This window comes from Sphingomonas desiccabilis (assembly GCF_004135605.1).
Taxonomy (GTDB): Bacteria; Pseudomonadota; Alphaproteobacteria; order Sphingomonadales; family Sphingomonadaceae; genus Sphingomonas; species Sphingomonas desiccabilis.
Genome location: NZ_SDPT01000001.1, coordinates 317,836 through 342,057 on the forward strand (window position 1 = coordinate 317,836; position 24,222 = coordinate 342,057).

Consider the following 24,222-nt stretch of genomic DNA (forward strand, 5'->3'; position numbering starts at 1 on the left):
GGATCAGGCGAAGCGGTAGCCGCTGGATTCCAGCAGCGCGCGGGTGTCGAACAGCGGCAGGCCGACGACGCCCGAGTGGCTGCCCGACAGGAAGCGCACGAAGCTTTCGGCGCGGCCCTGGATGGCATAGCCGCCAGCCTTGCCCTCGCCCTCGCCCGAGCGGAGATACCAGTCGATCTCGTCGTCGGTGAGCCGCTTGAAGGCGACCACGGAGTCCGTCACGCGCACGCGCGCCTTGCCGTCGAGCCCGATGACGCACACCGCCGACAGGCAGTGGTGGCGGCGGCCGGACAAGAGGCCGAGCATGGCACGATGATCGGTTTCGTCGGCGGGCTTGTTGAGGATGCGGCGGCCGACGCCGATGGTGGTGTCGCCCGCGACGACGATCTCGTCCGCCTCGCGGGCGACGGCGCGCGCCTTTTCCTCGGCCAGCCGCAGCGCATAGGGGCGCGGCAGTTCGCCGGGGCGCGGCGCCTCGTCGATCTCCGGACCGACGACGCGATCGGGCACGACGCCGAGTCGCGCCAGCAGTTCGCGGCGGCGCGGGGAGGTGCTGGCAAGGACGAGCCGCATGGCTCGGGCCTTATTTGAAGCGGTAGGTGATACGACCCTTGGTCAGGTCGTACGGGGTCAGCTCGACGAGCACCTCGTCGCCGACCAGCACGCGGATGCGGTTCTTGCGCATCTTGCCGGCAGTGTGGCCGAGAATCTCATGGTCGTTCTCAAGCCGGACGCGGAACATGGCGTTGGGCAGAAGCTCCACCACCTGACCGCGCATTTCCAGAAGTTCTTCTTTTGCCAAAAAATCCTCGCAGGGCTGAAAAGTCGCGGTGCCTTACTCCGGGCGCCGCGAAAAGGAAAGGCAGGCGCGGTTCCGGCACGGGCCGTCGCACCTCTGTGGGTGCGATATGGGGAGGATGTTGCCCAAAGTCCACGCCGGGGTCTGGCGTCTCTCAACTCCCGGCGAGGGCGGCGAGCAGCAGCAGGGCGACGATGTTGGTGATCTTGATCATCGGGTTCACGGCCGGGCCGGCGGTGTCCTTGTAGGGATCGCCGACCGTGTCGCCGGTGACGGCAGCCATGTGCGCCTCCGATCCCTTGCCGCCATAATTGCCGTCCTCGATGTACTTCTTGGCATTGTCCCAGGCGCCGCCGCCCGAGGTCATCGAGATGGCGACGAACAGCCCGGAGACGATGACGCCCAGCAGCATCGCGCCGAGCGCGGCGAAGCCCTGCGCCTGGCCGGCGACGGTGGCGATGACGAAATAGACCAGGATCGGCGAGAGCACGGGCAGCAGCGAGGGGACGATCATCTCGCGAATGGCGGCGCGGGTGACGATGTCGACGGTGTGGGCATAGTTGGGGCGGCTGGTGCCTGCCATGATGCCGGGATCGTCGCGGAACTGGCGGCGGACGTCCTCCACCACCGATCCCGCCGCGCGGCCGACCGCGGTCATGCCGAACGCGCCGAAGAGGTAGGGGAGCAGCGCGCCGAGCAGCAGCCCGACGATGACGTACGGGTTGGATAGCGAGAAATCGACCGCGAGCTCGGGGAAGAAGCGGTTGAGGTCGGTGGTGTAGGCACCGAACAGCACCAGCGCGGCGAGGGCTGCGGAGCCGATCGCATAGCCCTTGGTCACCGCCTTGGTGGTGTTGCCGACCGCATCCAGCGCATCGGTGCGCTGGCGGACGTCGTCGGGCAGGCCCGCCATCTCGGCGATGCCGCCGGCATTGTCGGTGACGGGGCCATAGGCGTCGAGCGCGACCACCATGCCGGCGAGCGCCAAGAGGGCGGTGGCGGCAAAGGCGACGCCGATGATGCCGGCAAGCTGATAGGCGGCGATCACCGCGACGACGATCACCAGCGTGGGGAGGGCGGTGGACTCCAGCCCGATGGCGAGCCCCTGGATGACGTTGGTGCCGTGGCCGGTGGCCGAGGCGCGTGCGATCGAGCGGACCGGGCGATAGCGGGTGCCGGTGTAATATTCGGTGATCCACACCAGGAGCGCCGTGACTCCGAGTCCGATCAGCATGCACCAGAACAGGTCCATGCCGGTGAAGTGGGTGCCCGGCGTCGCGGCGGCGCCGAGTGCCGCCTCGGTGGTGAGCGCGTCGCTTCCCGGATCGAGGAAGCCGGCGCCGCCGATCACCGCGTCGAGATCGCCCAGCACCCAGCGGCAGGAGACATAGATCAGCGGCACCGCGAGCAGGATGGTGGTCCACAGCCCCTTGTAGAGCGCGCCCATGATCGAGCCGCTGCGGCCGAGCCGGACCATGTAGGTGCCGGCGATCGAGGCGAGGATGCAGGCGCCGCCCACCACCAGCGGCAGCGCCATCAGCGCCAGCAGCTCGGCCGAGGAGGCCTGCACCAGCAGCGCAATCGACACCATGGTGAGGCCGAGGGTGACGACATAGGTTTCGAACAGGTCCGCGGCCATGCCCGCGCAGTCGCCGACATTGTCGCCCACGTTGTCCGCGATAACGGCGGGGTTGCGGGGATCGTCCTCGGGGATGCCGGCCTCGACCTTGCCGACCAGGTCGGCGCCGACGTCGGCGGCTTTGGTGAAAATGCCGCCACCCAGCCGGGCGAAGATCGAGATGAGCGAGGCGCCAAAGGCGAGCGCGGTGAGCGCCTCCACCACCTCGCGGTCGTTGGGGGCGTGGCCGGCGACGGCGACGAGGTACCAGAACAGCCCCGCGATCGCGAGCAGACCGAGGCCCGCCACCAGCATTCCGGTGATCGCGCCCGAGCGGAAGGCGAGGGTGAGCCCGGCCTGGAGCGAGCGGCGCGCAGCCTCCGCGGTGCGGACGTTGGCGCGCACCGAGATGGTCATGCCGACATAGCCGGCCGCACCGGACAGCAGCGCGCCGAGCACGAAGCCGGCGGCGGAAAGCAGGCTGACGGTTGGCACGAGGAGGATCGCGACGAGCACGCCGACGACGGCGACCGCGCGATACTGGCGCCCGAGATAGGCCCCGGCGCCCTCCTGGATGGCGGTGGCGATCGCCTGCATCCGCGCGTCGCCGGGGGAGGCGCGCAGCACCTGCATGCCGGTGAAGACTCCGTAGAGAACGGCGAGGACGCCGCATGCCATGGCGAAATAGACGATCGTCATTTGCCCCTCCTGTCCGAAGGTGGCCCGGCGTTCGTGCGTCGGGTCTAACCCATCGGCGCGAGCATATGCCGATGCGGCGGGAGCACAAGGGCGTTCGGGTGAGGGAACAGCGCCGCCGACCTCACGCGCCTCTCCTTCCGCGCGCTTCCCCTTCCGTTTGTCTCGAGCAGGGATCGAGCTCTGTCGAGAGCTTGTGTCGAGAGAGCCGCGGCCGGTTTCTCGAGACGCCGTCTCGACAAGCTCGACGGCTCCTCGAAACGAACGGGGATGTCCGACCCCGCGGGGCGGTGACGACGCTGCGCATGCCCGTTCGTCCTGAGGTGCCATCGAGCGAAGTCGAAATGGCGTATATCGAAGGACCGTCGCCAGTGCTTCGATACGGGGCTTCGACAAGCTCAGCCCCTACTCAGCAGGAACGGTTCAACTGGAAGGTATCTACCTCTAGCCGCCTTGGTGCTCGAAGCCGAGCCGGGCGGGGAGCGGCACGGGGGTGCCGTCGTCGGTAAGAGTAACGCCGGGTTCGGCGTGGAAGCGCCCCACGCAGGTGGCGGGTACCGGCGGCGTGACACCGGGAGGAAGCGCGAACAGCAGCTCGTAGTCGTCGCCGGCGGTGGCGGCGGCGAGGCGGGCGGCAGGCGAGTCGCCGTCGTAACGGACGAGATCGGCCGAGCGGGGCACATCGGCCAGGTCGATCGCGATGCCGATGCCGCTGGCCGCCGCCATTCGGCTGGCGTCGAGCAGCAGGCCGTCCGACACGTCCATCATCGCATGCGCCACGCTGGCGAGCGCGCGCCCCTCGGCGAGCCGCGGCGTGGGGCGGCGGTAGCGGTCGAGCAGCGCCTGCGGCCCATCGGCGCCGCGGGCGATGGCGAGGCCGGCACCGGCGTCGCCGATCGTGCCGGTGACCCACAGCGCGTCGCCGGCGCGTGCGCCGTTGCGGGCGGGGGCCGCGTCGCTATGGCCGATCGCGGTGAGCGACAGGAAGCGCGGGCTGCCGGCGGGCTGGCGCACGGTGTCGCCGCCGAGCAGCGGGCAGCCGAACGTGGCCAGCGCGGTGGCGAGGCCGGCCAGGAACGCGCGGTCCCAGGCGTCGTCGCCGAGCGGATAGCCGAGCAGCACGCCGACCGGCGTCGCCCCCTTGGCGGCGAGGTCCGAGAGGTTCGTCGCCACCAGCTTCCAGGCGACGGTGTCGGCCGGATCGTCGCTAAGGAAATGCACGCCCTCCACCAGCAGGTCGCTGGTGAGGACGGTGGCGGGCGTCGTCCCGGCGGGCAGCACCGCCGCGTCGTCCGTGAGCCCGCGCGCCGCGGGGTGGAGCGGCAGTGCGCGCAGCGCCTCCAGGAACTCGGCCTCCGTCATGGTGTGGTTGTGCCCCGAACGGGGCGGCGCGTCACGCCTCCGGCGCGTCCGCCGGGGTGGGCGAGCCGCCGCGCACGGTCTTGGCGACGCCATCGAGCAGGCCGTTGACGAAGCCCTTTTCGCGGCGGTCGTAGAAGGCGTCGGCGACGTCGATATATTCGCTGATGACGGCGGCGGCGGGCACGTCCACGCGGGCGATCAGCTCATAGGTGCCGGCGCGCAGGATCTGGCGCATCGGCTTGTCGAGCCGGTCGAGCGACCAGCCCTCGGAGAGCCTGGCGGTGATGGCGCGGTCGATCTCTTCGCGCCGGGCGTCGACGCCGCGCACCACGTCGTCGAAGAAGGCGATGTCGGCTTCGGCATATTCCACGCCCTCGATGGTCGCGCCCAGCCGGTGCTGATGGAACTCGTGCAGCAGCGTCGGGATCGGCGTGCCCTCCATCTCCTGCTGGTAGAGCGCCTGGACGGCGGCGAGGCGGGCGGCGGCGCGGGCCTGGCGGAGCGCACGGGGACGGGGGTTGGGCGTGGTCATGAGCAGGTCGTCCATTGGCCGGGGCGCATGAGGAAATGCGCGCGCCGGCGGGAAAGTTCAGGAAAGGCGGATCGCGACCGAGCGGGCGTGGGCGGGAAGCCCCTCCGCTTCGGCCAGCGTCACCGCCGCGGGACCGATGCGGCCCAGTGCGGCGGCGTCGAGCCCCAGGAAGCTGGTGCGCTTCATGTAATCGAGCACCGACAGGCCCGACGCGAAGCGCGCGCGCCGACCGGTGGGCAGCACGTGGTTGGGGCCCGCGACATAATCGCCGACCGCCTCGGGCGTGTGGCGGCCGAGGAACACCGAGCCGGCGTTGCGCACGCGGTCGAACAGCGGCTCGGGATCGTCGACGGCGAGTTCGAGATGCTCGGGGGCCAAGCGATCCACCAACGGCATCGCTTGGTCGAGGCGTTCGACGACGATGATCGCGCCGTTGGCGTCCCAACTGTCGCGCGCCACCGCCTTGGTGGCGAGCGTCGCGATCTGGCGATCGACGGCCTCGGCCACGGCATCGGCGAACAGTGCGTCGTCGGTGAACAGGATCGACTGGCTGGTGGGGTCGTGCTCGGCCTGGCTGAGCAGGTCGGCGGCGATCCATTCGGGATCGTTGGCGCCGTCCGCGACCACGACGATCTCGGACGGGCCTGCGACCATGTCGATGCCGACGACGCCGTAGAGCTGGCGCTTGGCCTCCGCGACCCAGGCGTTGCCGGGGCCGGTGACGACATCGACCGGCTTGATCCGTTCGGTGCCATAGGCAAGCGCGGCGATCGCCTGCGCCCCGCCGATGCGCCACACCTCGTCCACGCCCGCGAGTGCGGCGGCGGCGAGGACGAGCGGGTTGACCTCGCCATCCGGGGTTGGCGTCACCATCACCAGCCGCTCGACGCCGGCCACCTTGGCGGGGACGGCGTTCATGAGGACGGAGGACGGATAGGCAGCTCGGCCGCCGGGCACATAGACGCCGGCCGCCTGAACCGCACGCCAGCGGGCGCCCAGGCGGACGCCGGCGTCGTCGACCTGGTCGCTGTCGGCGGGGCGCTGCTTGGAATGGTAGGCGACGATGCGGTCGTGGGCGAGTTCGAGTGCGGCGCGTAGATCGGGGGCGAGGCCTTCGAGCGCGGCAACGCAATCGGCCTGTTCGATGCGCCAGCCGGTTTCCTCCGGATCGTGGCGGTCGAAGCGGCGGGTGAAGGCGGCGAGCGCGGCATCGCCCTCGTCGCGCACCGCGGCCAGGATGGCGCGCACGTCGCGGGCGACGTCGGCGTCGGCCTCGCGGCGGGCGTCGACCAGCTCGGCAAAGCTGCGCTCGAAATCGAGGTCGGTGAGGTCGAGCCTCAGCATGCGGTCTTCTCCATCACCGCACGGCGAAACGCGTCCACCAGCGGCACCACATCGGGACGGGTCTTGAAGGCGGCCCGGTTGGCGACGAGGCGCGAGCTGACCTCGGCGATCACCTCGACCTCGACCAGGCCGTTTTCCTTGAGCGTGCGGCCCGAGGAGACGAGATCGACGATGCGCGGGGCGAGGCCGAGCACCGGCGCCAGCTCCATCGCGCCGTTGAGCTTCACGCACTCTGCCTGCACGCCGCGGCGGGCGAAATGCTGGCGGGTGACGTGCGGGTATTTGGTAGCCACGCGGACATGACTCCAGCCGCGCGGATCGTCGTGCTCAGCCAGGCCCGCGGGCTCGGCGACCGAGATGCGGCAATGGCCAATGCCGAGGTCGACGGGCGCGTAGAGCTCTGAATATTCGAACTCTGCGAGCACGTCGGAGCCGACGATGCCGAGCTGGGCGGCGCCGTGGGCGACAAAGGTCGCGACGTCGAACGCGCGCACGCGGATCAGGTCCACGGCGGGCGTGTTGGTGCGAAAGCGCAGCGCGCGGCTGCCTTCGTCGGAAAAGGCGGGTTCCGGCACGATGCCGACGGCCGCCAGCAGCGGCAGCGCCTCTTCGAGGATGCGCCCCTTGGGGACGGCGAGAATGAGCGGATCGGTCATGAGCGGCGCGGCTTTACTTGGCGCACCGGCCGGGCGCAACACGCGCCCGCCTGGCTGGGGATCACGCCTCGTCCAGTTCGGGATAGTGGCGGAAGATGCCGTCCGTGTTGAAGGGCAGCCGCCGGTCGCTCGCCAGATAGGCAGCGATGCCGGGCAGCGTCTTCACCTGCGCGTGGATCTTGAGCAACTGCGGATAGTCGCCTTCGATCGCCGCCATGCGCCGCGGGAACATGTAGCGCAGCCCCTCGACCAGCTGGAACAGCGAGGTGTCGGCATAGGTCCAGCGGTGGTCGATCAGCCACTCGCCAGGGTTCGCTTTGGCCGCATCCTCGAAATGGCCGAGGAACTTGGGCATGCGCTCGGCGCGGAACTGTTCGGCGGCGCGTGCGGCCTCCGGCTTCTGGTCCTCGTAATAGGCCCCCATCGCCACCGGGTGGTGGATGTTGTGCACCTCCGCCACCATGTCCGCGATGGTGAGCTGGAGCTGGTGGAGCCAGAGCCGGTCGGCCAGGCGCGAGGGTGCGAGGTCGTGGTGCTCGCCCAGGTAGAGCAGGATGTTGGCGACCTGCGCGATGGCGAAGCCGTCGAGCGTCAGATAGGGCGGGGCGAAGGGAGGACGGCGGCTGTGGCTGGCCATATCCTCCATCAGTGCCTCGGCACCGCGTTCGCGGGCGCAGTCGCGATATTCGATACCGGCCGCTTCCAGCGCCAGCCGCACGAACTCGCCGCGGCCCTGGATGCCAGGCCAGTACCAGAGATTGTACGGCATCGCGCTACTCTCCTGGAGCGCGGGCCCGGATTGCCAGCGCGTGGACGCGGTCTATGAGCAGGTCGGACAGGGCCTGGTTCACCAGCCGCTGGCGATCAACGCGCGAGCGGCCCGCAAAGGCCCGGCTTTCGACGACGACGGTGAAATGGGATTCGCCGGTGCCGTTGTCGCCGCTGTGGCCGGCGTGGCGGCCGCTGTCGTTGATGACCTCCAGATGCGTGGGGTCGAGCGCCTGGGTAAGGCGAGCGGTGATTTCGGAGGCGATGGGGCCGGTGGCGGTGGTCTGCATCGCGCCTATATACCGGGTTTGCATGAGGGAGTCGCGTGGCGCGCGAGAAGATTGGGAAGGACCGGCCGAACACGCGGTTCCATGGTCGGGTGGAAAGTGGACGCCCCTGCGAGGCGCCGGGCTGCGCCGAGGCGGGCGAGTTCCGCGCGCCGCCGCTGGAGGGCGCGCCGCAGGGTAGCGACCGGCCGAGCGGCTATCGCTGGTTCTGCCTGGACCATGTCCGCCAGTTCAACGCCGGCTACAACTATTTCGCGGGCATGACCGCCGAGGAGATCCACGACGCCCAGCGGCCCTATGCCGGCTGGGAGCGGGAGACGCGCGCGTTCGCGAGCGCGGGCGGCGACCGGGGGCCGCGCTGGGCCGACTTCGCCGATCCGCTCGACGCGATCGGGGCGAAGTTCAAGGCGAATGTGCGTGCCGAGCGCAAGGACGGGCGACCGCTGACGCCGGGCGACCGCTCCGCGCTGAAGGTGATGGGGCTGGAGGTCGATGCCGACCGCACGGCGCTGCGCAAGCGCTACAGCGAGCTGGTGCGGCAGTATCATCCGGACCGGAACGGCGGCGACCGCAGCCACGAAGGCGCGCTGCAGAAGGTCATCGCCGCCTATCAGCAGCTCAAGGGGTCGGCGGCCTTCGCCTGACGGCTCCGCTCATGCCCTTGCCGGCAATCCGGCGATCCGGCGGGCGACCGCCTCCAGCTGCTCCGCGACGGCGAGCCAGCCTGTCTCGAAGCCCATCGCGCGGTGCTTCTCGCGGTCGTCGGCGGTCCAGTGGCGTGCGGCCGCACGATACCGGGTGCCCGCGCCTTCGGGCGTGAACTCGAATATCCCGACAAAGGGGAAGGGCTCGCCCGTCTGGGGACGCCAGCCGGGGAGGAGCGTATTGGTGAACACCACGCGCTGGGCCGGAATGGCTTCCAGGATCAGGCCTTCGCCGCCGTGACGCTCCCCTTCCGGGCCGATCATCGTGGTCGCGAACCGGCCGCCGGCATGGAGCTCCAGCGCATGGAGTTTGGTGCGCCAGGGGAGCGGACACCACCATTCCTCCAGATGGTCCCGCCACGCCTGCCAGATGGCGGTCACGGGCGCGTCGAGGATGCGTTCGATGGCGAGCTCGTGATTCATACGGCATCTCCCCGTCGTGCCGCCTCGATCGCGGCGATGTCGATCTTCACCATGCCCATCATCGCCTGCATGACGCGGGCGGCGGCGGCCGGATCGGGATCGGCCAGCCCGTTGATCAGGGCGCGCGGGACGATCTGCCAGCGGACGCCCCAGCGGTCGCGGCACCAGCTGCAGGCGATCTCCGTGCCGCCGCCCTGGATGATGGCGTCCCAATAGCGATCGGTCTGGGCCTGGTCCTCGGTCATCAGCTGGAAGGAGATCGCGTCGGTGAAGGCGACGCCTGGTCCGCCGTTGAGCGCGAGAAACGCGTTGTCTGCGATGGTGAAGCCGACCGTCAGCACGTCGCCCGCCTTGCCCGCCGGCCAGTCCGTGGTGGCATGGTGGATGTCGGTGATGCGGCTGTCGTCGAAGCTGTCGACGTAGAAGCGGGCGGCCTCCTCCGCGCAACCGTCGTACCAGAGGCAGGCGACGACCCTGGCCTGGGTGCTCATGCCGCGGCCCTTGAGCCGGCGACGACGCCGAACACGGCCCCATGGGGATCGCTGGCGACGATGATGCGCTCGTCGCCGGGCACGTCCATGGGCCCCATGTCGACGGTGCCGCCGGACGCGACCACCGCGGCCGCGGCGGCGTCGATGTCGGCCGCGCGGAAGTAGAATTGCCAAGCGGCGGGCGGGGCATCGGCAGGGCGCTGCATGATCGCGCCGACCGTCTCGCCCCCCGCCTCGACAAAGACATAGTCGCCCATCTCGCCCATGGACATGCGATCGGGATAGGACCAGCCGAACACCTCGGCATAAAAGGCGAGGGCGCCGGCCTGGTCGGGCGTGGTCAGCTCGTTCCAGCCGCATTTCCCGGGTGCGTTCGCCTGCCAGGCATGGCTCGCCTCGTCCATCGCGCCGCGCATCACGTAGAAGGGGATGCCCTGCGGGTCCGCCACCAGCGCAAAGCGGCCGACGCCCTCCATCGTCTGCGGCGCGACGTGGACGCTGCCGCCAAGCGCCTGGATTCTCGCGACGGTCGCATCGACGTCGTCCACGCCGATGTAGAACAGCCAGCCGGGACGGGCGCCGCCGGCTTCCATCTCGGGCACCAGGCGCATCATGCCGCCGACCTGTCCCTGGCCGGTGTCGAGCAGCCGATAATCCAGCGCCGAAGACATGGGCGCGCCCACGCTCCAGCCGATCACCGCCTCGTAGAAGCCGCGTGCTGCGTCGGGATCCGGGGTGAGCAGTTCGTACCAGATCGGAAAGCCGTGCGGATTGCGCATGCCGGTGCTCCTATTGGTCGAGGATGGGCAGGAAGCCGCCGAAGATCATGCGCTTGCCATCGAACGGGACGGCGCCGGGATCCTGCATGCGCGGGTCGGCCATCACCTTGGCCTGACCTGCGTCGCGCACTTCCCTGGAGGGCCATTCGATCCAGGCGAACACCACCTTCTCGCCGTCCGTCACCTTGGTCGCACGGTTGAAGTCGGTGAGCTTGCCGTCGGGCAGGTCGTCGCCCCAGGCCTCCACCACGCGGGTGGCGCCATGTTCGAGGAAGACCGGCGCCGCCCGCCGTGCCAGATCGAAAAAGGCGTCCTTCTGGTCGGGCGCGACGGGGATCAGGAAGCCGTCGACATAGCCGGTGGTGCCGCCGGGACCCTCGTCGAGCAGCGGATCGAAGCCGGCGAAGATCATGCGGCTGCCGTCGAACGGCATTTCGGCCATGTCCTCCATGCGCGGATCGTCCATCATGGCAGAGAGCGCGGCATCATAGGCGGCCTGATCGGCATATTCGATCCAGCTGAACACGACGGTCTCGTCCTCCTTTGCCTGCACTGCGCCCCGGAAGTCCGTGACCGTGCCGTCGGGCACGTCATCGCCCCACGCCTCCACCATTCGGCGCGCACCGAACTCCTTGAACAGCGGCAGCGCCTGGGCCGCATGGTCGCGGTAGGCGTCGCGGTTTGCGGTGGGCACCGCGGCGACGAAGCCCTGGATGAAGGTCATGCGTCCTCTCCCTGCATCGCGAGCATCGCCGCGGATTGCGGCGGCTGCCCGGTGAAGCCCTTCTGCTGCGCGTGGAGCGCGCGTCCGAACGCGGGCCTGGCCTCGCCGCGGGCGACATAGGCGGCGAGCGCCGGATGCGCCTCGACCAAGCCGCTGCCGCGCAACTGGCGGAGCGTGCAGATCATCATCAGGTCCCCGGCGGAAAAGGCGCCGTCGAGCCACGGCGCCTCCCCCAGCCGCGCGGCGAGGTCGGCGAGCCGGTCCTCCACACGGGCGCGCACCACCGGCAGCCGGTCCTTCGCCCAGGGCTGGTCGCGCTCGAACAGCGACGCCATGCCGAAGTCGGCGATCGGCAGCTCGACGCTGTTGAGCGCGGCGAACATCCACTGGATCGCGCGGGCTCGGGCTGCGGGATCCGCGGGAAGCAGACCGCTGCCGTTCTGGGCGATGTGCAGCACGATCGCGCCGGATTCGAACAGCACCAGATCGCGGTCCTCATAGGTCGGCACCTGTCCGAACGGCTGGAGCGCGCGGTGGGCCGCACCCCTCTGGCTTCCCTGCGGCAGGTAGCGGACGGTGTAGGGCCGCCCGGTTTCCTCCAGCGCCCAGCGCACCGGCAGGTCGCGCACCAGGCCGCGCGCGAAATCGGGGACCCAGTCATAAGCGGTGATCACGGGCGGGGTCATGCGTCTCCCTCCTTCTTCATGCCCTTCAGCAGGGCGTAGATCGCCATCGCGTGGCCGTGGCCCAGGCCGAAGTCGGCCTTCAGCCAGTCGGTGACCTCGGTCGCCTTCACCCCCGGCGTGATGCCGCCTTCGCTGGTGAGGCCGCGGGTCGCCGCGAGCGCGCGGAAGTCCGCAGGCGTCTTGCCGGTGTTGCGCTCGATCGTGTCGAGATAGGCCTGGAAGGACATGTCACGCCTCCGCCGGCTGGGCGTGAGCCTCGGCAGCGGCCGCCATGTCCATGGTGAACGGGCCCCAGCCGTGGCCGTCGAGATCGTCGAAGGCGCGGCTGTACATAAAGCCGAGATCCTCGGGATCGTGCATCTCCTTGCCCCCGGCGGCGAGGGCCGCCTGGGTGATCGCGTCCACCTCCGCGCGGCTGTCGAAGGAGAGGGCGAGCAGGGCACCGCTGTGCGTGCGTGCCTCGATGATCTGCTTGTTCGTGAAGGTCCGGTAGAAGGCGTGTTCGAGCAGCATGACGTAGATGCTGTCCGACCAGACCATCGCCGACGCCTGTTCGTTGGAGAAGGTCGGGTTCTTCTCGAAGCCGATCGCTTCGTAGAAGGCGGTGGCCTTGGCCACGTCGGCAACCGGCAGGTTCACGAAGATCGCGCGGGGCATGATGCATCCTCTCCGACTCGCTGTTTGACCAGCATGCCGGGACTACTTATCTTTGACAACCATGGAGTCACAAAAAATAACTAGCTTGGAAAAGCGTTGGTACGACGATGCCTGCGGAGCGGCGCTGGGCATGGAGTTCGTCGGCGAGCGCTGGGCGTTGCTGATCATGCGCGAGCTCTTGCTGGGGCCGCGGCGGTTCGGGGAATTGCGCAGCGGGCTGCCGGGACTGAGCGCCAATGTGCTGACCCAGCGGCTCGCTTCGCTGGAGCGGTCGGGGATCGTGCGGCGCCACCGGCTACCGTCGCCCGCCAATGTCCAGGTGTACGAACTCACCCCCTGGGGACGGGAGAGCGAGCCAGTGATCCTGGCGCTCGCGCGCTGGGCGCTGCGGTCCCCGGCGCACGACCCCAGCCTGTCGTTCTCGCCCGTGTCGCTGCTGCTGTCGCTGCGCATGCTGCTGGTCCCGGAGCGGGCGGACGACTGGCGGGCGGCGGTCGGCATCCGGACGGACGAGGAGACGTTCGAGGCGCGGCTGGAGCAGGGGGAGCTGAAGGTGGCGCGCGGGCCGATGGATGGCATGGAGGCGGTGCTTTCGGGTACGTCCTCCGCCTTCCTGCCGGTGATCTATGGCGGGATGCCGCTGGCGGCAGCCGAGAGGGCCGGAATGCTCCGCGTCGAAGGGAACCGCGCGGTCGCGGAGCGGTTCGTCACTCTCTTCGCCCTGCCGGACAAGGTGGCCGTTGAGTAAGGCCCCGCGTTCGTCCTAAAGCGGGCCTAAGCCCCGGCGAAGGGCACGAAAGGCTTTCATGACCAGCACCTCCGACCTCCAGCTCGACCGCAGCGAAACCACCGTCCTCGACGCACCGGACCGCACCGTGGAGGTGCGCGAGGTGTTCGGCATCGACATCGACATGAAGGTGCCGGCCTTCAGCATCGCCGACGAGCGCGTGCCGGACGCCGATCCCGCCTATGTGTTCGATCCGGACACCACGCTCGCGATCCTGGCGGGCTTTGCGCATAATCGCCGCGTGATGGTGCAGGGCTATCACGGCACCGGCAAGTCGACGCACATCGAGCAGGTGGCGGCGCGCCTCAATTGGCCGTCGATCCGCATCAACCTGGACGCGCACATCAGCCGCATCGACCTGATCGGCCGCGATGCGATCGTGCTGAAGGACGGCCAGCAGGTCACCGAGTTCCGCGAGGGCCTGCTGCCCTGGGCGCTGCAGACGCCGACCGCGCTCGTCTTCGACGAATATGACGCCGGCCGCCCGGACGTGATGTTCGTGATCCAGCGCGTGCTGGAGACCGAGGGCAAGTTGACGCTGCTCGACCAGAACCGCGTAATCCGCCCAAACCCGTACTTCCGCCTGTTCGCGACCGCCAACACGGTGGGCCTGGGCGACACCAGCGGGCTCTATCACGGCACCCAGCAGATCAACCAGGGCCAGATGGATCGCTGGAACATCGTCGTCACGCTCAACTATCTGCCGGCCGAGACCGAGGCGAACATCGTGCTCGCCAAGTCGGGCGAATACGACCAGGCCGGCGGCAAGGAGACGGTGGAGAAGATGGTCCGCGTGGCCGAGCTCACCCGCCGCGGCTTCATCAACGGCGACATCTCGACCGTGATGAGCCCGCGCACCGTCATCACCTGGGCGCAGAACGCGCTGATCTTCAAGGACGTGGGCTTCGCCTTCCGCCTGTCGTTCCTCAACAAGTGCGACGAGGCGGAGCGCGGGCTGGTGGCGGAATATTACCAGCGCGTGTTCGGCAAGGACCTGCCGGAAAGCGTGGCGAAGAAGGGCTAAGTGGCGACGGACACGCTTCTCGACCAGTTCCGCGACGCGTTGCGGGGCACTGCGCGCGCGATCTCGGGCGATGCGGAGGTGGAGCTTGGCTTCACCGCCGATGCGCCCGCTGCATCCGGTCGGCACATCAAGGTACCGATGCCCGCACGCGCGCTGCCGCCCGAGCAGGTGGCGGAGGCCCGCGGCTTTGCCGACGGCTTCGCGCTCCGCATGCGGTTGCACGACCATGCGCTGCATGCGCGCAACGCCCCTGCCGATGCGGTGGCGCGCGCCGTGTTCGATGCGGCCGAGACCGCGCGTGTCGAGGCGCTGGGGTCGCAGGGCTATGCCGGTATTGCCGACAACCTCGACCAGGCGCTGGCGATGCGGCTGCGCACCGATCCGCTCGCGCGGGCGCGGACCCGCGCCGAGGTGCCGCTGTCGACCGCGGTCGGCCTGATGGTGCGCGAGCGGCTGACGGGCAAGCTGCCGCCGGCATCGGTGGCCCCGGGCATGGCGCTGGTGCACGGCTGGATCGAGGAGCGGGCCGGCGAGGCGCTCGACGCGCTGGCGGCGACGGTGGGCGACCAGGCGGCGTTCGCGCGTGCGACCACGCGCATGCTCGAGGGCCTGGAGCTGGTGCAGGGCGAGGTGGAGCCCGAGGACAGCGACGAGGGCGGCGAGGAGGACGAGAGCACCGAGGACCAGTCGCAGGACGACGGCGACGAAGGCGAGGCCGAGGAGCAGCCGGGCGGCGAGGGCGAGGTCGAGGCGCGCGGGCAGGATCGGCGCGAAGACGAGGCCGGCGGCGAGGGCGAGGATCGCACCGACGACGCGGCCGAGGACGGCGAGGGCGAGCCCGGCGACGAGGGCGACGGCATGATGCCGGTGCGCCCGAACCGCGACTGGTCCGACCAGCCCGCGCAGTTCGACTACAAGGCCTTCACGACCGCGTTCGACGAGGTGGTGGCGGCCACCGAACTGTGCGATTCCGACGAGCTCGATCGCCTGCGCGCCTATCTCGACCAGCAGCTGACCCAATTGCAGGGCGTGGTGACGAAGCTCGCCAACCGGCTGCAGCGGCGGCTGATGGCGCAGCAGTCGCGCAGCTGGGACTTCGACCAGGAGGAGGGGCTGCTCGATGCGGCGCGGCTGGCGCGCGTCGTCATCAACCCGGGCCAGTCGCTGTCGTACAAGATCGAGCGCGAGGCCGAGTTCCGCGACACGGTGGTGACGCTGCTGATCGATAATTCGGGCTCGATGCGGGGCCGTCCGATCTCGATCGCGGCGATCAGCGCCGACATTCTGGCGCGCACGCTGGAGCGGGTGGGCGTCAAGGTCGAGGTGCTGGGCTTCACGACGCGCGCCTGGAAGGGCGGCCAGTCGCGCGAGGCGTGGCTGGCGGCAGGGCGGCCGCCGCAGCCCGGCCGCCTGAACGACGTGCGCCACATCGTCTACAAGCAGGCCGACGAGCCGTGGCGCCGCGCGAAAAAGGCGCTGGGCCTGATGATGCGCGAGGGGCTGCTCAAGGAGAACATCGACGGCGAGGCGCTGCTGTGGGCGCATGGGCGGCTGATCGCCCGGCCAGAGGACCGCAAGGTGCTGATGGTCATTTCCGACGGCGCGCCGGTGGACGACTCCACCCTGTCGGTGAACTCGGGCAGCTATCTCGAGAAGCACCTGCGCCAGGTGATCGGCTGGATCGAGGGACGCTCGCCCGTCGAGCTGGTGGCGATCGGCATCGGCCATGACGTCACCCGCTGGTATTCGCGCGCCGTCACGATCATGGACGCCGAGCAGCTGGCCGGCACGATGATCGACCAGCTCGCCGCGCTGTTCGACACGCCGTGAAGGACGTGGAGCCGCCGCCGGGCGGCTTCGCCGGGCCGGTCAAGCGATCGGTGACGATCGCCGGGCACCAGACCTCCATCAGCCTGGAGCCGCTGTTTTGGCAGACGCTGGAACAGGCGGCTGCGGCGCGCGCGCTGCCGCTCAACGCGCTGATCGCGGCGATCGACGTCGCCCGCATCCAGTCCGACGATCCGCCCAACCTCGCCAGTGCGCTGCGCTCCTGGCTGCTCCGCGAGGCGATGCGACAAACCTGATAGTCAGTCGCAATAGCGTTGACTCTGCAAATCCCTCGCAATAGCAGTGCTGCACCATTGCAAGGGGGAACTATCCTTGAAACAGCGCAGCGCTGCCCGGACATCGGGCGCCACCTTTCTGGCGCTTTCCTGCGTCGGCTTCATCGCCTCCAGCCCGGCGACCGCCGGTCCCGCGGATCCCGCCGCGAAACACCGTGCCGCCGAGCCGGACGACCAGATCCTGCGCACCGACGAGGTGGTGGTGACCGGCGAGGTCTATTCGCCGCGGCAGGAGAGCCCGAAGAACACCCGCAAGGTCCGCGACACGCCGCAGACCGTGACGGTCATCACCAACGAGACCATCGAGCAGCAGAACCTGCTGACGCTGCGTGACGTGCTGACGACGGTGCCGGGCATCACCTTTGGCGCCGGCGAGGGCGGGGGCGGCTATGGCGACGCGATCAACCTGCGCGGCTATTCGGCCAACAGCGACATCACCCAGGACGGGGTGCGCGACAGCGCGCAATATACCCGCACCGATTCGTTCAACCTGGAACAGCTGGAGGTCGTGAACGGCGCCAACTCGGTCTATGCCGGATCGGGTTCGGTCGGCGGATCGATCAACCTGGTGACCAAGCGCCCGCTGGCGATCGACCGCACGGTGGTGACCGGCGGTGTCGGCACCGACGCCTATTACCGCGGCACCGTGGACACCAACGTCCGCGTGAGCGACCTGGTGGCGGTGCGGCTGAACGCGATGGCGCACAAGAACGACGTGCCGGGGCGCGACGTGGAAAACTATCGCCGCTGGGGCCTGGCGCCGTCGGTGACGATCGGGATCGAGGGGCCGACGCGGCTGACCTTCCAGTACCTCCACCAGGAGGACGAGAACATCCCGCAATACGGCGTGCCCTACTACATCAACGCGACGAACGACGGGCCGCTGCCGGGCGTCGACCGCAGCAGCTATTACGGCTTCCGCAACATCGACACGCAGGAAAGCAACCTCGACCAGTTCACCGCGACGTTCGAGCATGAGTTCAGCGACCGGGTGAGCATCCGCAATCTGACGCGCTGGCAGGATGTGCGCCAGCTCACGCTGGTCGATCCGCCGCAGGGGACGTTCTGCCTGGCCTCTGGCCTGCTCGCGACCGGTGTTGCGTGCCCGGCCAACACGCCGGCCGGCTTCTACCTGCCGTCCGGCCCGCGCGGGAACACGCGCGACACCCGCAACCAGCTGGCGTTCAACCAGACCGACCTGCGCGCGGTGGTGGACACCGGGGGCATCGAGCACACCATCACCCTGGGTGCTGCGGCCAGCTGGGAGAAGTTCTTCCTGGCGAGCGGCAATTCGCTGCGCAATCCGGACGGATCCACCCCGTTCACCAGCCTGCCGCTGATGTCGATCGGCAACCCGAACGACGTGGTGAGCGGGCCAGCCGGCTTCACCTATGGCAACAACGTCTACGACGGGCCGGTGAACTTCATCCCCAGCGCGCGCCAGACCGGGGTGCTGGAGAACTACGCCGCCTATCTCTTCGACGCGATCAAGTTCTCGGATCATTTCGAGATCAACGGCGGCGTTCGTTACGAGCACAACAAGGGCTGGAACCGCAGCGACGTCGTGCAGGCGACGAGCACCGGTGCCGTACCGCTGGGCACGGTCACACCGGGCCCGCGCCTCGACAACACGGACGACCTGTTCTCGTATCGCATCGGCGCGGTCTACAAGCCGGTCGAGGCCGTCAGCCTCTATGCCGCCTATGGCAACTCGAAGACGCCGTCGAAGACCTCGGTCAACGGTTCGTGTACCGAAGCCACCTGCAACGTGAAGCCGGAGAGTGCCAAAAATTACGAGATCGGCGCCAAGGCGGAGCTGTCGGGTGGGCGGCTGCTGCTGACCGCGGCGGCGTTCCGCAACGAACGCGACCAGTACAAGGTGGCGACCGGCGATCCGACCATTCCGGAGCAGCAGCTTGACGGGAAGTCGCGGGTCGACGGGATCGCGCTGGGCGCCGTCGGGCGGATCACGCCCGCATGGACGATCACCGCCAACTATACCTATCTCGACAGCGAGGTGCTGCGCAGCATCGCCCGCAACGCGCCCGCCGGCACGATCGACCCGCAGCGGGGCAATCCGCTCACCAACACGCCCGAGCATTCGGGCAGCCTGTTCACCACCTATCGCCTGCCGTTCGGGCTTCAGCTGGGCTATGGGCTGACCCACCAGGGCAGCTTCTACCTCAGCAACAGCACGCCGGACGCCGTCACCGTGCTGTACAAGGTCGACGATTATCTCGTGCACAACGCCTATCTGGCGTACGACTTCACGCCAAGCTTCTCCGCGCAGCTGAACGTCAAGAACGTGGGCGACACGGAATATTACACCCGCGTCCGCAACAACGCCTCGACGGGCGTCGGCTGGGCGACCCCGGGCGAGGCACGATCCGCGGTGCTGACGCTCAGCTACCGCATGTAAGCCAGGCCGGGGCTGCGGCGCCCCGATTTGCCGCGGCCCCGGAAACAAGGACGCCACCAATGCTGATCGCCATTCCCGAGGTGCTCGATGCCGCTGCCGTCCGGCGGCTGCGGGGGATCATCGACGCCGCCGAATGGGTGGACGGGAACGTCACCTCCGGCCACCAGTCCGCGCTCGCCAAGCGCAACGAGCAGCTGCCGGAAGCGTCGCCCGCGGCGAAGGAAGCGGGTGGCATGATCCTGGAAGCGCTGGGCCGCACGCCGCTGTTCGTGGCGGCGGCGCTGCCGGCCAAGGTGTTTCCGCCGCTGTTCAACCGCTATGGCGTGGGCCAGACGTTCGGCGCGCACGTCGACAATGCGGTGCGGATCCAGCGGGGCACGGACTTTCGCATCCGCAGCGATCTTTCCGCGACGCTGTTCCTGGAGGAGCCGTCCGCCTATGACGGCGGCGAGCTGGTGATCGAGGGGCAGTTCGGCGTGCAGAGCGTCAAGCTGCCGGCCGGGCACATGATCCTCTATCCCGCATCCAGCCTCCACCGGGTGGAGCCGGTCACGCGGGGGAGGCGGGTCGCGTCCTTCTTCTGGATGCAGTCGATGGTACGCGACGATGGCGAGCGCCGGATCCTGTTCGAGCTCGACCAGTCGGTGCAGCGGCTTGCGGGCGAGCTGGGCCATGCCGACCGCTCGGTGATCGAGCTGACCGGCGTCTACCACAATCTGCTGCGGCGCTGGGCCGAGATCTGAGCACCTTGATGTTGCGACTTGTTCGCAACTTTCGGCTGCCCTATGCCCGCGCGATGCCGGCGAGAACCCATCCCGAGGCAAGACCGTGACGCGCGGGACCGTCCGCGCCTGGTACCTGGTGCACAAATGGACCAGCATCGTCTGCACGGCATTCCTGCTGATGCTCTGCGTGACCGGCTTGCCGCTGATCTTCCATGACGAGATCAACCGGCTGAGCGGCGGCGACGTGGCCGCGGGAATGACGGGCCAGGGTTCGTCGGGCGCGGGGCCGGGGCTGTTGCCGCTCGACGCCATGCTCGCCAGGGCGCTGGCCGCGCGCCCGGGCGAGGTGCCGCTGTTCATGGCGTTCGACAACGACCGGCCGCTGATGACCATCACCACCGGCCCGCGCCCCGATGCGCCCGTGGCCGAGATGACGATGCAGATCTACAATCGCGCGACCGGCGAGCTTGCGGAGATCGCGTCGGAGGAAGGCGTGATGCACTTCCTGCTCCAACTGCACACCGACATGTTCCTGGGGTTGCCGGGGATGTTGTTCCTGGGGGCGATGGGGGGCGTGTTCGTCGCCTCGATCGTATCGGGGGTGGTCCTCTATGCGCCGTTCATGCGCAAGCTCGACTTCGGGACGCTGCGGACCTCGCGCAGCCGGCGGCTGAAGTGGCTCGACACACACAACCTGCTCGGCATCGTGGCGCTTGCCTGGATGCTGGTGGTGGGGCTGACGGGCGTCATCAACGCGCTGGCGACGCCGATCATGCAGCTGTGGCAGGCGGACGAGCTGGCCGAGATGACGCGGGCGTATGCGGGGCGCCCGGCGCTGCCGGTGTCTCGCTACGGCTCGCTCGACCGGGCGATGGCGGAGGCGCGGCGGGCGCGGCCGGGCAGCAACCCGCAGTTCATCGCCTTCCCGGGCGGCAGCTTCAGCAGCCGGCATCATTATGCCGTGTTCCTGCAGGGCGACACGCCGCTCACCGAGCGGCTGCTGACGCCGGCGCTGATCGATGCGGAGACCGGCCGGCTGACGGACGTGCGGCCGTTGCCCTGGTATGGCCAGGCACTGCTGCTGTCGCAGCCGCTGCATTTCGGCGACTATGGCGCGCTGCCGCTCAAGATCCTTTGGGCGGTGCTGGACCTCTTCACGATCCTGATCCTGGGATCGGGGCTGTACCTGTGGCTCGGCAAGCGGCGCGCGCCGCTACCGGCGCGGGTGCGCGAGGTGGAGAGCGGCGGCGAGTGGGTGCCGGCGGAATGATCCGGTCGACCTTCGCGCTGCCGACGCTGATCGCGCTCCTGTCGGTGGTGGGGCTGGTGAGCGCGCTGACCGGCGACGGCGTGCGCGACGTGCTCTCGTGGATCGCGCTGGCGGTGCCGCTGGTCGGGGTCGGCTGGGCAATGCGCGTCCAGCGGCGCTGACGGCTTAGCCGAGCATCGCCCGAAGGGCGGGCGAGAACCATTCCTCGACGCTGTGTCCGGAACGCCGGACGATGCGGGCGGCGAGCGAATGCGCTGTCGCCCAGGCGCATGCCTCCTCGGGAGGCAGGACTGTCAGCACCGTCGCCCAGGCATCGGCATGCCTGCAATTGGCGGCGAGCACCGTCACCGAGGCGGTGCCGTGCGCGATCGGGTGGCCGGTGCGCGGATCGAGCGTATGGGCGTAGCGGCGGCCATCGGCGGTGAAGCTGCGGCGATAGTCGCCGGAGGTGGCAATGGCGATGTCGTGCGCGGCGATGCGCAGCGGCGGGAGCGCGGCTCCCGGCAGCGGCTCCACCGCCACCCACCAGGGCTGCCCGTCCGGGCGCAGGCCGCAGCCGACGAACTCGCCGCCGATCTCCACCAGCAGGTCGGCGTGCCCGGCTGCGTGCAGCGCATCGGCGAGCGCGTCGACGGCATAGCCCTTGGCGATGCCGGAGAGGTCGAGCCGGGCGTCGCGCAGGCGGCGGGCGCGCAGCAGCAGCGGATCGAACTCGAACGCGTCGAGGCCCGCAGCCGCATGGGTCGCCTCGATCGTCTCGCCCGGGGGAGGAGCCGTGCGCGGGCCGGAAGGGCCGAACCCCCAGAGGTCGACCAGGGCACCGATCGCAGGATCAAAGGCGCCGCCGCTCGCCTCTGCGACCTGCCAGGCGCTGGCGAGAACGGCGACCAGCGCGGGCGGGAGGCGTTGCCAGCTGCCGATCGGTGCCCGATTGAGGCGGGAGAGGGCGGAGTCCGGCTCCCAGTGGCTCATCTCGGCGATGACCTTGCCAAGTATCTGGCGGGCGATGGCGAGAGCTGCCTGCGGGTCGCCGCCGACGATCCTGGCCGACCAGCTGGTGCCCATCGTCTCGCCGGCGATGGTCGCGATGGTGGCCGCGGGGTCGCGGCGCGCGAAGGCGGCCGGACCCGGGACCGATGGGATGGCGATGCGCGCGTGCGTCAGGGCGCCAGCACCTCGAGCGTCGCGATATAGGTGGCGCGGCGGGCGGGCGGCGCCGCTTGCGGGGCGGCGGGTTGCGCGGCGCCTGCCTCCCCGCGGCCGCCGCCGGTGGAGACGTTGAGCCAGTACATGCCCGGTTCCGGCCAGGTGATGCGGACCGTGCCGTCGGCACCGGTCTTGAGGTCCATCTGCTTGAGGGCATCGCGGTAGCGGATGCCGCCGGGGATCACCGTCACCGGCAGGCCCGCGGCGGGCTTGCCGTCGAGCAGGAACTGGAAGGTCGCCGCCTCTCCCGACACGAGATCGTTGGGATGGGTGACCGGCACCAGCTCCAGCCCCTTGCCGGTGGTCTTGAACACGGTGGTGGTGGGCGCGCCGGAGGTCACGAAGATCTCGTTGCGGCTGGTGCTGGTGGTGGTGCGCACGTCGGTCGCGCCCGTGGGGATCGCGGCGGCGAGCTTGTCGGCGGTGAGGCCGCGCGGCAGCCGCTGTTGCTGGCCGTCGAGCGTGTAGCTGCCCATCACCCCGTCGGAGACGGCGGCGATCTTGTAGGTGCCCTTCTGCGTCAGGTGGACGTCGAAGGTGCTGCGGTATCGGCTGGTGTTCCAGTTCTCGATCTTGCCCGCGCTGCCGTCCGGTTGGGTCACCGCAGGCGGGGTGCGCATCGGGAAATGCTCGAAATAGAAGAGGTCGTTCGAGATGGCGGCGTCGACCGTCACCCAGGCGTCGTCGCCCGACACGACGGTGGTCGAGGGCAGCATCCACTGGCGGTGCGCGCCCGCGGCGGCGGGAAGCAGCACGGCGACGGCGGCAGCGGCGGCGAGCAGGCGGTGGCGAAACAGGGTCATGGTTCCTCCAGTGGGTGTCAGCGGCGGACGGTGAGCGTCACCGCGCCCAGTTCGCTGGTGCCCGCAGCGCGGGCGGTGCCGTCGCCGGCGGGCGGCCAGGCGAAGGGCAGGCGCAGCAGCTCGCGGCCGCCGACTTCGCGCGCGGCCTCGACCACCAGCGTGTATTTGCCCGGGCCGAGCTGGCCGAGCGGGCCCTTGCCCGCGGCGAAGCGGAGCGTGTGGGTGCCCGGCGCACGGGTGGCACCCGTCACGCCATCGGCGGGAAAGGACATGCTGCGGCCGGAGGCGCGCCACCATTGGCGCACGTCGCGCAGCCACTTGGTGCCCTCGCCGTTCTTCATGTCGTGGTCGTACCAGACGGCGAGCGTGCGGGCGCCGCCGCCCTCCTTCTCCAGCCACACCGCGACATAGGGCTTGTGATATTCGGCAACCGACAGGCGCGGGATGGTGATCGACAGGTCGAGCGTCTGCGCCTGGGCGGGGGCGGCGATCCCCCCGACCGCGGCCGCCAGCGGCAGGCCGGTGAGCACGAGATGGTGGCGGACGTGCATGGGCAAGGCTCCCCAGGGTCTCAGTGGATCAGGAAGACGGCGACCAGCGCCGGGATCACCAGCCCCAGCCCGACCAGCGGCCAGGTGCTGCGGCGCTTGGCGGAATGGAGCTGGAGCAGGAACAGGCCGGTTACCGAGAAGATGACGCAGGCGCCGACGAAGATGTCGATGAACCAGCTCCAGGCGGTGCCGGCGTTGCGGCCTTTGTGGAGGTCGTTGAGATAGGCGATCCAGCCGCGATCGGTGCGTTCGCTGGTGACGGCGCCGGTCTCCCGGTCGATCGCGACCCAGCCGTCGCCCCCGGGCCGAGGGAGCCCCAGGTACACCTCGCCGGCGGACCATTCCGCATCGCCATGCGGCGCCAGCGGAAGCGTCTTGGCGACCCAGGCGGCGACGGGAGTGGGAAGCGGGCGCTTGCCGTCCGGCCGATCATCGGGACGGACGAGCGGCAGCAGGTCGGGCGGCAGCGTCGCCTGGCCGGTGGTGACGGCGGGCGTCCCCTCGATGTCGGCGGCGTGGTTGAGCGTAAAGCCGGTGATCGCGAACAGGAGCAGGCCGATCAGGCTCAGCGCCGAGCTCATCCAGTGCCAGCTGTGCAGCTGACGCAGCCAGAAGGCCCGGCGGCTCTTCTTGCGGGCGACGGATGGGGAGGGGACGGCGGCTGCTGGAGGCATGCGGATCGCTATTCGAAAGGAGCTGCCTTTCGAATACGCGAACAATTCTCAATTGCAACTAGGAAGTGCCGGGCACTCCGGACCTGGGCTGCGGCGACCCCGGGGGGACCGCCG

Annotated in this window: 29 protein-coding genes; 9 read left to right on the forward strand and 20 right to left on the reverse strand. The window is 69.6% G+C overall.

The genetic code is table 11. From position 1 onward, the window contains the following. Positions 1-3 precede the first annotated feature (3 nt). The 9 genes from EO081_RS01445 to EO081_RS01485 form a co-directional block, all read right to left on the reverse strand. Complete coding sequence (locus EO081_RS01445) at positions 4-573, reverse strand: Maf family protein (protein ID WP_129340173.1); 570 nt, start codon at positions 571-573, stop codon at positions 4-6. Positions 574-583: 10 nt separating this feature from the next. Beyond that, positions 584-802, reverse strand: a complete 219-nt coding sequence (infA, locus tag EO081_RS01450; protein ID WP_003049127.1) for a translation initiation factor IF-1 — start codon at positions 800-802, stop codon at positions 584-586. Between the two features lie 151 nt (positions 803-953). After that, a complete protein-coding gene (locus EO081_RS01455) occupies positions 954-3,116 on the reverse strand; it encodes a sodium-translocating pyrophosphatase (protein WP_129340174.1) in 2,163 nt (720 codons plus the stop codon). A 441-nt stretch (positions 3,117-3,557) separates the two neighbouring features. Further along, complete coding sequence (thiL, locus tag EO081_RS01460) at positions 3,558-4,475, reverse strand: thiamine-phosphate kinase (RefSeq protein WP_129340175.1); 918 nt, start codon at positions 4,473-4,475, stop codon at positions 3,558-3,560. 31 nt (positions 4,476-4,506) lie between these two features. Next, positions 4,507-5,022 (reverse strand): transcription antitermination factor NusB, encoded by a 516-nt coding sequence (gene nusB / locus EO081_RS01465; protein ID WP_375781638.1) that lies wholly within the window; start codon positions 5,020-5,022, stop codon positions 4,507-4,509. Between the two features lie 42 nt (positions 5,023-5,064). Next, positions 5,065-6,351, reverse strand: coding sequence for a histidinol dehydrogenase (gene hisD / locus EO081_RS01470; protein ID WP_129340176.1), 1,287 nt, complete (start codon positions 6,349-6,351; stop codon positions 5,065-5,067). Beyond that, positions 6,345-7,007: an ATP phosphoribosyltransferase gene (gene hisG, locus EO081_RS01475; protein WP_129340177.1), complete on the reverse strand. Its 663-nt coding sequence runs from the start codon at positions 7,005-7,007 to the stop codon at positions 6,345-6,347. Before hisG ends, hisD begins: the two co-directional genes overlap by 7 nt. 61 nt (positions 7,008-7,068) lie before the next feature. Further along, positions 7,069-7,776, reverse strand: coding sequence for a glutathione S-transferase (locus EO081_RS01480; protein ID WP_129340178.1), 708 nt, complete (start codon positions 7,774-7,776; stop codon positions 7,069-7,071). Positions 7,777-7,780: 4 nt separating this feature from the next. Next, positions 7,781-8,065 (reverse strand): BolA family protein, encoded by a 285-nt coding sequence (locus tag EO081_RS01485; protein WP_129340179.1) that lies wholly within the window; start codon positions 8,063-8,065, stop codon positions 7,781-7,783. Positions 8,066-8,100: 35 nt separating this feature from the next. On the opposite strand from EO081_RS01485, the gene EO081_RS01490 reads away from it, so the two are divergent. Further along, a complete protein-coding gene (locus EO081_RS01490; protein WP_129340180.1) occupies positions 8,101-8,706 on the forward strand; it encodes a J domain-containing protein in 606 nt (201 codons plus the stop codon). 9 nt (positions 8,707-8,715) lie between these two features. Here the strand turns inward: EO081_RS01490 and EO081_RS01495 are convergent, their stop codons facing one another. From EO081_RS01495 to EO081_RS01525, 7 genes are read right to left on the reverse strand one after another with little or no spacing between them, the layout of a single operon-like run. Next, positions 8,716-9,189, reverse strand: a complete 474-nt coding sequence (locus EO081_RS01495) for an SRPBCC domain-containing protein (RefSeq protein ID WP_129340181.1) — start codon at positions 9,187-9,189, stop codon at positions 8,716-8,718. Beyond that, positions 9,186-9,680, reverse strand: a complete 495-nt coding sequence (locus tag EO081_RS01500) for a VOC family protein (RefSeq protein ID WP_129340182.1) — start codon at positions 9,678-9,680, stop codon at positions 9,186-9,188. Before EO081_RS01500 ends, EO081_RS01495 begins: the two co-directional genes overlap by 4 nt. After that, positions 9,677-10,459 (reverse strand): VOC family protein, encoded by a 783-nt coding sequence (locus EO081_RS01505; RefSeq protein ID WP_129340183.1) that lies wholly within the window; start codon positions 10,457-10,459, stop codon positions 9,677-9,679. The genes EO081_RS01500 and EO081_RS01505 overlap by 4 nt, the downstream gene beginning before the upstream one ends. 10 nt (positions 10,460-10,469) lie before the next feature. Further along, complete coding sequence (locus EO081_RS17305) at positions 10,470-11,183, reverse strand: DUF1428 domain-containing protein (RefSeq protein WP_129340184.1); 714 nt, start codon at positions 11,181-11,183, stop codon at positions 10,470-10,472. Further along, on the reverse strand, positions 11,180-11,869 hold the full coding sequence (locus tag EO081_RS01515) for a glutathione S-transferase family protein (RefSeq protein WP_129340185.1): 690 nt from the start codon (positions 11,867-11,869) through the stop codon (positions 11,180-11,182). The genes EO081_RS17305 and EO081_RS01515 overlap by 4 nt, the downstream gene beginning before the upstream one ends. Beyond that, positions 11,866-12,096, reverse strand: a complete 231-nt coding sequence (locus EO081_RS01520) for a DUF4287 domain-containing protein (protein WP_129340186.1) — start codon at positions 12,094-12,096, stop codon at positions 11,866-11,868. The genes EO081_RS01515 and EO081_RS01520 overlap by 4 nt, the downstream gene beginning before the upstream one ends. Position 12,097: 1 nt before the next feature. Next, on the reverse strand, positions 12,098-12,526 hold the full coding sequence (locus EO081_RS01525) for a VOC family protein (protein WP_129340187.1): 429 nt from the start codon (positions 12,524-12,526) through the stop codon (positions 12,098-12,100). Positions 12,527-12,611: 85 nt separating this feature from the next. Here EO081_RS01525 and EO081_RS01530 point away from each other — a divergent pair, with 85 nt between their 5' ends. The 8 genes from EO081_RS01530 (at position 12,612) to EO081_RS16710 (ending at position 21,035) form a co-directional block, all read left to right on the forward strand. Next, positions 12,612-13,274: a winged helix-turn-helix transcriptional regulator gene (locus tag EO081_RS01530; RefSeq protein WP_311719969.1), complete on the forward strand. Its 663-nt coding sequence runs from the start codon at positions 12,612-12,614 to the stop codon at positions 13,272-13,274. A 58-nt stretch (positions 13,275-13,332) separates the two neighbouring features. Beyond that, on the forward strand, positions 13,333-14,337 hold the full coding sequence (gene cobS, locus EO081_RS01535; protein ID WP_129340189.1) for a cobaltochelatase subunit CobS: 1,005 nt from the start codon (positions 13,333-13,335) through the stop codon (positions 14,335-14,337). Next, on the forward strand, positions 14,338-16,167 hold the full coding sequence (gene cobT, locus EO081_RS01540; RefSeq protein WP_129340190.1) for a cobaltochelatase subunit CobT: 1,830 nt from the start codon (positions 14,338-14,340) through the stop codon (positions 16,165-16,167). It abuts the gene before it with no gap. Then, complete coding sequence (locus EO081_RS01545) at positions 16,164-16,421, forward strand: ribbon-helix-helix domain-containing protein (RefSeq protein WP_129340191.1); 258 nt, start codon at positions 16,164-16,166, stop codon at positions 16,419-16,421. Before cobT ends, EO081_RS01545 begins: the two co-directional genes overlap by 4 nt. A gap of 76 nt (positions 16,422-16,497) precedes the next feature. Beyond that, the gene (locus EO081_RS01550; RefSeq protein ID WP_129340192.1) at positions 16,498-18,879 is read left to right on the forward strand and encodes a TonB-dependent receptor; all 2,382 of its coding nucleotides are present in this window, start codon (positions 16,498-16,500) and stop codon (positions 18,877-18,879) included. Positions 18,880-18,938: 59 nt separating this feature from the next. Continuing rightward, the gene (locus EO081_RS01555; RefSeq protein WP_129340193.1) at positions 18,939-19,622 is read left to right on the forward strand and encodes a Fe2+-dependent dioxygenase; all 684 of its coding nucleotides are present in this window, start codon (positions 18,939-18,941) and stop codon (positions 19,620-19,622) included. An 85-nt stretch (positions 19,623-19,707) separates the two neighbouring features. Continuing rightward, on the forward strand, positions 19,708-20,874 hold the full coding sequence (locus EO081_RS01560; RefSeq protein ID WP_129340194.1) for a PepSY-associated TM helix domain-containing protein: 1,167 nt from the start codon (positions 19,708-19,710) through the stop codon (positions 20,872-20,874). Continuing rightward, entirely contained in the window at positions 20,871-21,035 is a 165-nt protein-coding gene (locus EO081_RS16710) for a hypothetical protein (protein ID WP_165284434.1), read from the forward strand. Before EO081_RS01560 ends, EO081_RS16710 begins: the two co-directional genes overlap by 4 nt. Before the next feature lie 4 nt (positions 21,036-21,039). Here EO081_RS16710 and EO081_RS01565 read toward each other — a convergent pair whose 3' ends face one another. The 4 genes from EO081_RS01565 to EO081_RS01580 all read right to left on the reverse strand — a co-directional run bounded on the left by EO081_RS01565 (position 21,040) and on the right by EO081_RS01580 (position 24,108). Further along, a complete protein-coding gene (locus tag EO081_RS01565) occupies positions 21,040-21,939 on the reverse strand; it encodes an FAD:protein FMN transferase (RefSeq protein WP_129340195.1) in 900 nt (299 codons plus the stop codon). 95 nt (positions 21,940-22,034) lie between these two features. After that, positions 22,035-22,883, reverse strand: a complete 849-nt coding sequence (locus tag EO081_RS01570; RefSeq protein ID WP_129340196.1) for a DUF4198 domain-containing protein — start codon at positions 22,881-22,883, stop codon at positions 22,035-22,037. Positions 22,884-22,900: 17 nt separating this feature from the next. Further along, entirely contained in the window at positions 22,901-23,434 is a 534-nt protein-coding gene (locus EO081_RS01575; RefSeq protein ID WP_129340197.1) for a DUF2271 domain-containing protein, read from the reverse strand. 20 nt (positions 23,435-23,454) lie between these two features. Continuing rightward, positions 23,455-24,108, reverse strand: a complete 654-nt coding sequence (locus EO081_RS01580; RefSeq protein WP_129340198.1) for a PepSY-associated TM helix domain-containing protein — start codon at positions 24,106-24,108, stop codon at positions 23,455-23,457. Positions 24,109-24,222 lie beyond the last annotated feature (114 nt).